The 10,572-nt window shown below is 71.5% G+C and carries 7 protein-coding genes and 1 pseudogene; 6 read left to right on the top strand and 2 right to left on the bottom strand.

From position 1 onward, the window contains the following. A partial coding sequence (locus C4V41_RS60030) for a type I polyketide synthase (RefSeq protein WP_200825049.1) occupies positions 1–3,035 on the top strand: 3,035 nt, incomplete at its 5' end. A gap of 7 nt (positions 3,036–3,042) precedes the next feature. Here C4V41_RS60030 and C4V41_RS60025 read toward each other — a convergent pair. After that, on the bottom strand, positions 3,043–3,768 hold the full coding sequence (locus tag C4V41_RS60025; RefSeq protein WP_103964951.1) for a thioesterase II family protein: 726 nt from the start codon (positions 3,766–3,768) through the stop codon (positions 3,043–3,045). Positions 3,769–3,802: 34 nt separating this feature from the next. Beyond that, positions 3,803–6,169 (bottom strand): penicillin acylase family protein, encoded by a 2,367-nt coding sequence (locus C4V41_RS60020; protein WP_235031102.1) that lies wholly within the window; start codon positions 6,167–6,169, stop codon positions 3,803–3,805. 224 nt (positions 6,170–6,393) lie between these two features. Between C4V41_RS60020 and rfbA the strand changes: the two genes are divergently transcribed. The 5 genes and pseudogenes from rfbA to C4V41_RS59995 form a co-directional block, all read left to right on the top strand. Then, the gene (gene rfbA / locus C4V41_RS60015; RefSeq protein WP_103964950.1) at positions 6,394–7,269 is read left to right on the top strand and encodes a glucose-1-phosphate thymidylyltransferase RfbA; all 876 of its coding nucleotides are present in this window, start codon (positions 6,394–6,396) and stop codon (positions 7,267–7,269) included. Continuing rightward, positions 7,266–8,255, top strand: a complete 990-nt coding sequence (gene rfbB / locus C4V41_RS60010) for a dTDP-glucose 4,6-dehydratase (protein ID WP_103964949.1) — start codon at positions 7,266–7,268, stop codon at positions 8,253–8,255. Before rfbA ends, rfbB begins: the two co-directional genes overlap by 4 nt. A 19-nt stretch (positions 8,256–8,274) precedes the next feature. After that, complete coding sequence (rfbC, locus tag C4V41_RS60005) at positions 8,275–8,889, top strand: dTDP-4-dehydrorhamnose 3,5-epimerase (protein ID WP_103964948.1); 615 nt, start codon at positions 8,275–8,277, stop codon at positions 8,887–8,889. Beyond that, positions 8,886–10,001 (top strand): DegT/DnrJ/EryC1/StrS family aminotransferase, encoded by a 1,116-nt coding sequence (locus C4V41_RS60000; RefSeq protein ID WP_103964947.1) that lies wholly within the window; start codon positions 8,886–8,888, stop codon positions 9,999–10,001. The genes rfbC and C4V41_RS60000 overlap by 4 nt, the downstream gene beginning before the upstream one ends. A 309-nt stretch (positions 10,002–10,310) precedes the next feature. Then, positions 10,311–10,572, top strand: a pseudogene (locus C4V41_RS59995) (IS982 family transposase); the annotation flags it as partial.

Here is a 10,572-nt window from a genome sequence, read left to right as displayed (position 1 = left end):
TCACCGTGACCGCACCAGACGAAAACGGCCGACGCCAGATCGGCATCCACTCCAAAGACGACCACGGACACTGGACCCGCCACGCCACCGGCGCCCTCACCCCTGCCCAAGCCACCCCGGCGGACCTGAGCCACGCCTGGCCCCCGCCGGACGCCCAGCCGCTGGACACCACCGGCCTGTACGACCGCCTGGTAGACCACGGCTACGGCTACGGCCCCGCCTTCCACGGCCTCACCCACGCCTGGAAACACGGCGACGACCTCTACGCCGAGGTGTCGCTACCGACCGATCCAGCGGATTACGGCGTCCACCCCGCGCTGCTCGACGCCGCGATGCACGTGGGCATGCTGGCCGGGCAGGACACGGGGGAGCGCGGCCCGCTGATCCCGTTCAACTGGAACGGCGTCACCCTGCACGCCGCCGGCGCCACAAAGCTGCGAGTACGGCTACGCCGGCTGGACGGCGATGCGGTCACCCGGCTGGATGTGGCCGATCCGGCCGGTCGGCCGGTGGCATCGGTGGAGGAGCTGACCGCGCGGCCGCTGGCTCCTGGGCAGTTGAGCGGCGCGGTCCCGGCCCGGTGGTTGTACGAGCTGGCCTGGCGGCCGGTAGAGCGTGACGCCGAGACCGCTGCAAGGGCGCCGGACGTCGCGGTGCTGGATGTTTCGACAGGCGCTGGTGCCGGAGAGCCGCTGGACGGTGACATCCCGCTGCGAGCGCGGCGGGCCGTCGGAAAAGTGCTGGACGAGTTGCAGACCTGGTTGGCCCAGGCGGACACGCGGCCGGTGACCGTGGTGACCCGGGGCGCGGTGGCCGTGGCCGACGGCGAGGTCCCGGATCCGGCGCAAGCGGCGGTGTGGGGCCTGGTACGGGCTGCTCAAGCGGAGGAACCCGGCCGCATCACCCTGATCGACCTGGCCCCGGGGCGGCAGAGCACCCAGGATACGGTGGCCGCGGTGCTCCGGAGCGGCGAACCACAGGTGGCGTTGCGCGGCGACCGGCTCTGGGCGCCCCGGCTGGAGCGGGCCCGCCTCGGCGAGGAGCCCGTAGAGGCCTGGCCGGTCGACGGGACCACGCTGATCACCGGAGGCACCGGCGGGCTGGGCGCCCTGATGGCCCGGCATCTGGTCGCCGAACACGGCGTACGGCACCTGCTGCTGGCCTCCCGCCGGGGCCTGGACGCCCCCGGGGCGGCCGAACTCCGCGACGAACTGGCCGAACAGGGAGCCGAGGTCACCATCGCCGCCTGCGACGTGGCCGACCGGGACGCCCTCACCGTGCTGCTGGAGGAGCTCACCCACCCCCTGCGCGCCGTCGTGCACACCGCGGGCGCGAGCGCGAACGCGGTCCTCGCCGACCTCACGCCCGAGCTGGTCGACCAGGTGGCCGGGCCCAAGGCGGACGCCGCCTGGCACCTGCACGAACTCACCCAAAAGCATGACCTGGCCGAGTTCGTGCTGTTCTCCTCGTCGGCATCGCTGGTGGACAACCCCGGCCAGGGGAACTACGCGGCGGCGAACAACTTCCTCAACGCGCTCGCCGAGCACCGCCGGGTGGCGGGCCTGCCGGCGCGGACGCTGGCCTGGGGCCTGTGGGGCGGCGAGGCGGGCATGCAAAGCCTGCTGCGCGACGACGACCTGGCCAGAATCCGCCGCTGGGGCATGCTGCCGCTGCCGGTGGACGCGGCGCTGACGTTGTTCGACGCGGCGCGGCGGGCGGACGCCGCCGTGCTGGCGCCGATCCGGCTGGACCCGGCCGCTCTACGCGCCCGCGCGGACGGCGTACCCGCGCTGCTTCAAGACCTGGCACCGGCCGTACGACGTACGGCGGCGTCGGGCGGGAACGAGCTGGAACCGCTGGCCGCGCTGGGCCCCGAGGAGCGCCTGGAACGCCTGGTCGAGCTGGTCAGGAGGCGGGTGGCCCAGGTGCTCGGACACGCGGACCCGGAGCCCGTCGAGCCGGAGGCGGACCTGGTCGGGCTTGGCCTGGACTCGCTGGCCGCCATGGAGTTGCGCAACGCGCTCAACGCGGACACCGGCGTCCGTCTGCCGGCCACCGCCGCCTTCGACTACCCGACGGCCGGCGCGCTGGCCCGGCTGCTGGCCGAGGAAATGGCTCCGGCCGCCGCAGCGGCCAACGGTCAAGCCCAGCCCGGACCCGCCCCGGCGCACGGCGACGGGCCGGTCGCACAGGACCTGCAGGGTGCGACGGAGACGTTGAGCGGCCTGTTCCGCGCGGCGGCCGCCGCCGGCAAGATCGCGGAGGGGATGACGCTGCTGCACGCCGCCGCCGCGGTCCGTCCCCAGTACGGCGTGGCCGACGCCCCGGCTCGCACCCCGGTGGTGCTGGCCACCGGCCCGCGCCGGCCGCGGCTGTTCTGCCTGAACTCACCGATGGCCTTCGGCGGGCCGCACCAGTTCGTCCCGCTGGCCGCGGAATTCCGCGACGTGCGCGACCTCGCCGTGCTGCCGGTGCCGGGGTTCGTCCGGGAGGAGAGCCTGCCGGACTCCCTGGACGCCCTCGTGCACGGGCTGGGCCGAGCGGTGACCGGCGGCGCCGCGGAGCCGTACGCGCTGGTCGGATATTCCGCCGGCGGGGTCTTCGCGCACGCGCTCGCCGGCGCGATGGCGGAAGCCGGTCAGGGCCCGGCCGCGGTGATCCTGCTCGACACGCACGTCCCCGGGGCGGGGGAGAGCACCGACGTCTGGTCGTCGATCGTGGGCGGCCTGCTCGATCGGGAGGCCGTGTTCGGCCCGTTCACCGCCGCCCGGCTGTCCGCGATGGGCTGGTACGCCGCGCTGCTCTCTCAGTGGCGGCCGGCCGAACTGGCGGCGCCGACGCTGTTCATCCGCGCCGACCACGGGGTGGCGACGCCCGGCGGGACGCCCGCGGCCGTCGGAGCGGGCTGGCGTCCGGTCATCACCCCCGGTACGACGGTGCGCGACGTGGCCGCCGACCACTTCAGCATCCTGGAGTCCGAGGCGCGCCAGACCGCCGCCGTGATCGAGGAATGGCTGGCTCAGACGTCCGGGTGAGCGTGACTCACCCGGACAGCGCGGTGAGCGCGTCGGTCAGCTCGGCCACCTGGTCGTCCAGGTAGAAGTGCCCCCCGGGAAAGACCCGCAGGTCGAAGTCGCCGGTGGTGTTCCGGCGCCAGGCGTGCGCCTCCTCGACCGTGATCTGCGGGTCGTCGTCGCCGACGAAGACGACCAGCGGGCAGCCGACCGCGGCGTCCGCGGCGCACCGGTAGGTCTCCGCCGCCCGGTAGTCGGCGCGCAGCGCCGGCAGCACCATCTCGAACAGCTCGGGGTCCTGCAGGAACACCGGGTCGGTGCCGCTGAGCCGGCGCAGTTCGGCCGCCACGCCGGCCGCGTCCCGCCGGTGCACCCACTCGTCGGAGCGGGTGGACGGGGCGCGCCGGCCGGAGGCGATCAGGGCGTGCGGCGCCGTGCCGCGCCGCTCCAGGAGCAGGGCGAGTTCGAAGGCGATCACCGCGCCCATGCTGTGCCCGAACAGCAGCGTGGGCCGCCCGTCATCGGGGAGCGCGTCGGCGATGCCGGCGGCCAGCAGGCGTACGTCCGTCAAGGGCGGCTCATGCCGGCGCTCCTGCCGGCCCGGGTACTGCACCGCGTGGGCGTCCAGCGCCGGGTGCAGCGCGGCGGACAGCTTGAAGTAGGCGCTGGCCGCGCCACCGGCGTGCGGCAGCAGGATCACCCGCGCCGGAGCCTCCGGCGCGGGGTGAAATCGCTTGATCCAACGCTCGTCCACATCGTCCCTTCCGCAGTGATCCGCCCTCCGGCGGTCACCCGCGGCCGGACGCCGCGGGCACCAGAGTGATGACGCTTTCCGTGTTCCGCGCGACCGCGGCCGGGCTGTACAGCAGCGGCACCTGGGTCCCGGAGCTCCAGGGGGCGGCGAGGTCCGCGTAGTGCGGGCTGGCCGGGTCCCCGGACTGCCCGGGGGCGCTCACGAAGGTGGATTCGTCCCAGGCCCCGACGTCCAGCACCATCCGGTACGCGGCACCGGACAGCGACCGGTAGGCCCCTCGGATATAAGTCGAGGCGTCCACCGTGGTCACGGAGCCGCCCCGGGGGAACGGGCCCACGGTGTCGCCCAGGGGGTTGGAGAACAGCGCGTTCTGGAGGTTTCCCCAGCGCCAGGCGGCCGGGTCGGCGCCGAGCCGCCCGCGTACCTCGGCGTAGGCCGCGCGCAGCGTCTGTTGCACGAGCTGGTCCCGCACCGTGGCGCCGTCCGGTCCGAACCACTGGTCCGGCCGCTCCAGCGCGTCGATCACCTGCCGCACGTCGGCGCGCGGCACCCGGGCGGCCACCGCCGGGGCGACGAACTTGGCGAGGAACGCCGGGCCGAGATGGTTGGAGAGCCAGGGCTCGAACAGCGCCGCGCCGGCGGAGTCGGCGCTCGCCGTACCGTCGTAGTCGCGCAGGTGCCGCAGCGCGGCCGCGGTGTCCGGGTCGTCACCGGCCGGAATGCCGCGCAGCACCGCGACGATGCGCCGGGCGTACTCGTCGACCTGGTCGCGCTGGAGGCGCGCCATCTCGGCCGGAGTGTGCCGGGTCGAGCCGGACAGCACGTCCACGATGCGCTCCTTGCGCGCCGCCGGCTCCCACTCGTAGCCGACGCGCAGCGGGTGCCCGGCCGGCATGCTGAACTCGTTCGCGGAGGCGACGAAGCCGCTCTTGGGGTTGCTCACCCTGGGCAGCTCGGCGCCGTCGTGGAAGCCGTCCCATTCGTAGCGGCCGTCGCCGGGCACCGGCAGCAGCCCGTCGTGCTGTGTCCGCCGGGGGACCAGGGCGCCGGGCACCCAGCCGATGGCGCCCGAGGTGTCGGCGTAGATCAGGTTCTCCGGCGGGGCGGCCCAGCGCCGTATCCGGGCGGCGAACTCGGGGAAGCTCCGCGCGGTCATGGCGTCAAGACCGGTGAGGTACGGCGCCGTGCCCGGCTCCGACCAGGCGGTGCGCAGGCCGAACGCGAGGTTCCGCGCCGCGTCCACCTTCAGCACCGGGCCATGCCGGGAGAAGGTCAAGTCCACCTGACGGGGCGTCGAGCCGGCCACCGGCACCTCCTCCCGCACCGTGGTGAAGGGCACCCAGCGGTCCCGGTAGAGGTAGCGGCCCGGGTCGTCCGGGTGCAGGCGGTACACCTGAATGTCTTCCTGGTCCGCGGCGAAAACGGTGAGCCCGAAAGCGGCGCGGCCGTTGTGCCCCATGGAGATCCCCGGCAGCGCCGGCTCGCCGGCGCCGATCACGTCCAGGCCGGGCGCGGACAGGTGGGCGACGTAGCGCAGCGCCGGCGCCGTGGTGGATCGGTGCGGGTCGCCGGCGAGGATCGGCCGGCCGGTGGCGGTACGCGACGGCGCGAGCGCCCAGGCGTTCGACCCACCCGGCGCCGATGGCGGCGCCGACTTTATCGCGACGCCGTCGAAGGTGACCGGCGTGATGCCGAGCAGGTAGGTGTCGAGCACGTCCGCGGGCACGTCGCACGGGTCGAGACCGTCCGGCACCCGGGGCTCGTGTGCGGGCTCCAGGCGGACGAGGGCCCGGGCGGCGGACTGCCCGCCTGCGCACATCGCGCCCGCGCGGAGCGCCTCGGGGTAGGCGTTGAGCGCCAGCCCGTGGCTGCGGATCCGCACCACGTCCTCGGGCTGCCAGCGGTCCGGCCGGTGGCCCAGCCGGCGGAACTCCGGCGGCAGCGCCTCCGGGTGCGCGTTGACCCAGTCGACGTAGGCATTGACGCCGCGGACGAACGCGGTCACGGAGCGGCGCGTGCCCGGCCCGTAGGCGGCCCACTCCCGCTGCATGTCCCCGCGGTACAGAAAGAGCCGGGAGGCCCGGTCCTTGTCGACGTAACGAGGCCCGAAGGCTTCCGACAGCAGGCCCAGGCCGCGCCGCCGCCACAGGTCGAGCTGGAACAGCCGGTCCCGCGCGGCGTTGTAGCCCTGCGCCAGGAACACGTCGTCGGTGTTGCGCGCGTACAGGTGCGGCACACCCCAGCGGTCCACCACCAGCCGCACCGGCTCGCGCAGCCCGGGGACCTCGCGCGTGGAGGCGTCCGCCGTGGCCCGCGCCGCCGGATCCGAAACGGCCGGCGTGACTGAGAACACCGCGGCCACGATCGCGGCGACGGTACGGCGTAAAGCGACGATCCGCACCGCCGACTCCCTCCATGAGACGTCAATGTGGAGAGATTCTCGTCGCCAGGCGGAGGCCGGGTCAGCCCCTACCCTCCCCTAATTCAGGGGTCTCACCGCGCCCATTCGCGGTCGGGTGCGGACGGCCCCCTAATGCTCCCCCTCTATCCGGTCATCGATCTTGCCGCTCCGCTCCGCCCCTGCTTAGCCTCGGAATACTTCCATGCAGCAGAGAGGTAAAGGCTGTGAAAGGAATCGTACTCGCGGGAGGCCGGGGTACACGGCTGCATCCGATCACCGCCGCGGTCTCCAAACAACTGCTCCCGGTGAGCGACAAGCCGATGATCTATTACCCGATATCGGTGCTCATGCTGGCCGGCATCAGGGATATCCTCCTCATTTCCTCGCCCGACCAGGTGCCGAACTTCGTCCGGCTACTGGGCGACGGCGCCCGCTTCGGGCTGAACATCTCCTACGCCGCCCAGGAATCGCCGGACGGAATAGCCCAGGCGTTTCTCATCGGCGCCTCCCACATCGGCGACGGCCCGGCCGCGTTGATCCTCGGCGACAACATCTTCCACGGACCCTCCTTCTCGGAGGTGCTGGAAGAGAACGTGCGGGACGTGGACGGGTGCGTGCTGTTCGGATATCCGGTGAGCGACCCCGGCCAATACGGAGTGGGGATGACCGACGAGAGCGGGCGCCTGATCTCGATAGCGGAGAAACCGGCGAAGCCACTTTCCAACAGAGCCATTACCGGCCTGTATTTCTACGACAACGAAGTCATCGACATCGCCAAGAATCTCAAGCCGTCCGAACGGGGCGAGCTGGAGATCACCGACGTGAACCTGGACTACGTACGGCGGGGCAGGGCCAAACTGGTGGATCTCGGCAGAGGATTCGCCTGGCTGGACACCGGCACACCGGAGACGCTGCTCCAGGCGGGACAGTACGTGCAGACCCTCGAACAACGCCAGGGCGTACGCATCGCCTGCTTGGAGGAGGTGGCGCTCCGCATGGACTTCATCGACGCGGAGCAGTGCCACCGGCTCGGAGCCGAGCAGTCGCAGTCCGGCTACGGCCAGTACGTGATGAGCATCGCGAGCAGTTACGCGCCATGAGGATCCTGGTCACCGGCGGCGCCGGATTCATCGGTTCCCATTACGTCCGCACCCTGGCCGAGCGGGGCGACTGCACGCTGACGGTCCTCGACAAGCTCACCTACGCGGGCAACAGGGCCAACCTGGAGCCCGCCGAGGGCCGCTTCACGTTCGTGCGGGGCGACATCTGCGACGCCGCCCTCGTCGGAGAGCTGGTGGCCGCGCACGACCAGGTGGTGCACTTCGCCGCCGAATCCCACGTCGACCGGTCCATCAGCGGTGCGGGGGAGTTCGTCCGCACGAACGTGACGGGGACGTACACGCTGCTCGCGGCGGCGGCCGAGCACGGGCTCGGCACGTTCGTGCACGTCTCGACCGACGAGGTGTACGGCTCCATCCCCGAAGGTTCCTGGGGGGAGGAGCAGCCGCTGTCGCCCAGCTCGCCGTACTCGGCGTCGAAGGCCTCGTCCGACCTGCTCGCCCTCGCCTACCACCGGACGTACGGGCTGGACGTGCGGCTGACCCGCTGCTCCAACAACTACGGGCCGTACCAGTTCCCCGAGAAGGTCATCCCGCTGTTCGTCACCAACCTGCTCGACGGCGGCAAGGTTCCGTTGTACGGGGACGGCCTGAACTCGCGCGACTGGCTCCACGTGGCCGACCACGTCGCGGGGATCGAGCTGGTACGGCAGGCCGGCCGGCCGGGAGAGGTCTACAACATCGGCGGCGGCACCGAGCTGACCAACCGCGAGCTGACCGGGCTGCTCCTGGAGGCCTGCGGCGCCGGATGGGAGCGCGTGGAGTTCGTCGAGGACCGCCTGGGCCACGACCGCCGCTACTCCGTCAACGACCTCAAGATCCGCGTCGAGCTGGGGTACCGCCCGGCCATGGACTTCGAGAAAGGCCTGGCCGAGACGGTCGAGTGGTACCGGGACAACCGCCCCTGGTGGGAGGCCCATAAGGGTGCCGTAGGGGTGGTCGCCGCAGATCAGGGCGACCCGACATGACGTCAAAGGAGGGGATCATATGCAGATTCGCGAACTCGGCATCGATGGGGCGTTCCTCATCGAGCCCAAGGTCTTCCCCGACTCCAGAGGACAGTTCCTCGAGGTCTTCAAACAGCCCGCCTTCATCGAGGCCGTCGGCCATCCGCTGAGCGTGGCCCAGGTCAACTGCTCCGTCTCCACACAGGGCACGATCCGTGGACTGCACGCGATCCACCTGCCCGGTCAGGCCCGCTACGTGAGCTGCCCGAGCGGCGCCATCCGCGACATCGTCGTCGACATCAGGCACGGCTCGCCCACGTACGGTGAGCACGTCGTGGCGGAGCTGAGCGAGGACAACCGGCACGCGCTCTACCTCGCCGAAGGGCTCGCGCACGGGTTCGCCCCGCTGACCGGGCAGGCCACCGTCTTCTACCTGTGCTCCAGCACCTGGTCGCCGGAGAGCTCCTTCGAGGTGAACCCGTTGGACCCCGACCTCGACCTGCCCTGGCCGCGCGACCGTGAGCCCGTCCTGTCGGACAAGGACCGGGCCGCGCCCTCCCTGAAAGAGGCCGAACGGCTCGGCATCCTGCCTTCCTACGCCGACTGTCTGGCCCGCTACGCCGAACTCGCCACACTGGACGGAGCGTCGCGTTGATTCCGCTGTTCAAGGTCGCCATGTCGGAGTCGGCTCCGGCGGCGGTCGCCGAGGTCGTCGGCAGTGGCCAGATCGGCCAGGGCGCCAAGGTCGCCGAGTTCGAGCGGGGGCTCGCGGAGCGGATCGGCAACCCGCGCGTCGCCACGGTCAACAGCGGCACCTCGGGGCTGCACCTGGCGCTCCACATGGTCGCCGCCGCGGCAGGGGACGACGATGGCGAGGTGCTCTCCACGCCCCTGACCATGGAGGCCACCAACTGGGCCATCCTCGCCAACCGGCTGCGCATCAAGTGGGTGGACGTCGATCCCGCGACGCTCAACGTCGACCTCGACGACCTGGCCCGCAAGATCTCCCCCCGCACCCGCGCCATCGTCGTCGTGCACTTCGCCGGATATCCGGTCGACCTCGGGCGGCTGGCGAAGATCCTCGACGATGCCGAGGCGGCCTTCGGATTCCGCCCCGTGGTGATCGAGGACTGCGCCCACGGATGGGGCGCCACCTACCAGGGCACCCGCCTGGGCACCCACGGCAACGTCGCGGTGTTCAGCTTTCAGGCGATCAAGCATTTGACCTGCGGTGACGGTGGGGCTCTGGTCCTGCCGGACGACGAGCTGCACGAGCGGGCCACGCTGCTCCGCTGGTTCGGCATCAGCCGCGGCGCCGACCGGCTGCGCAACCCGCCGGACGTCGCCGAGTGGGGCTACAAATTCCACATGACCGACATCAACGCCGCGATCGGGCTGGCCAATCTGGACTGGGCGGAGGAGGTCGTGGCACGCCACCGGGCCCACGCCGCCCACTACGACCGGGAGCTCGCCGGCGTGCCGGGGCTGGAGCTGACCGAACGCGCGCAGGACCGCGAGTCGTCCTTCTGGATCTACCCCGTCAAGGTCGAGGACCGTGCAGGCTTCATGAAGCGTATGGACGAGGCCCAGATCATGGTCAGCAACGTCCACGAACGCAACGACACCCACACCTGCGTCCGCCGGTACGCCACACTGCTGCCCGGACTCGACAGCGTGGCGGAGCGCGTCGTCTGCCTGCCCGTGGGCTGGTGGGTGACCGAGGAGCAGCGCGCGCACATCGTGGAGACCGTACGGCGCGGCTGGTAGGACCAGCAGGTAGGCCGCGGCATCGTAGATGATGCCGCGGCCTATTTGTGTGTGTGCTTGAGGTGATATATCGGCGAATCTCAGGAGCGGTCCGTCGTCGACCGGGTGGGACACTCCACGGATCACGGCCCGCATCCCCCGTGATGCCTCTATCGGGGGATGCCTTTGCCGGGAGCCGCTTCCTCTTGTCGGGGGATGCTTTGCCTTTTTTCGGCCGCCGGCCGGTTTCGAGGACCTCGGCTAGACGAGTAAGTCCTATGTCCTGGGCCCGATGATCAGGCATGAGTAGAGGGCGTCCAAGATCATGTTGTGACGCAAGACCTGGACACCCTCTTGACTGCACTGTACGTGAAGATCGACGACGAGCTGAAGGGACCGCGATGGACGGGCCGGCCCCCGGTGCTGACCGACTCCGAGCTGGTGTGCGTCGCGGTCGCTCAGTCGCTGCTCGGGTTCACCTCCGAGGCGCATTGGCTGCGCTACGCCCGCAAGCACCTGACGGGCCTGTTCCCCTACTTGCCGCAGCAATCCGGCTACAACAAACGGCTGCGCGCCGCGCTCGGCCTGATCA

The organism is Nonomuraea solani (genome assembly GCF_900108335.1).
In the GTDB taxonomy this organism is placed as follows: domain Bacteria; phylum Actinomycetota; class Actinomycetes; order Streptosporangiales; family Streptosporangiaceae; genus Nonomuraea; species Nonomuraea solani.
Note: the sequence above shows the minus strand (reverse complement) of the source record. Positions and strands in the feature narration are given on the sequence as shown.

Bases quoted from the DNA above. Each gene is read 5' to 3' on its own strand.
- rfbB (WP_103964949.1), top strand. From the start codon at position 7,266: ATGAGGATCCTGGTCACCGGCGGCGCCGGATTCATCGGTTCCCATTAC.
- rfbC (WP_103964948.1), top strand. From the start codon at position 8,275: ATGCAGATTCGCGAACTCGGCATCGATGGGGCGTTCCTCATCGAGCCC.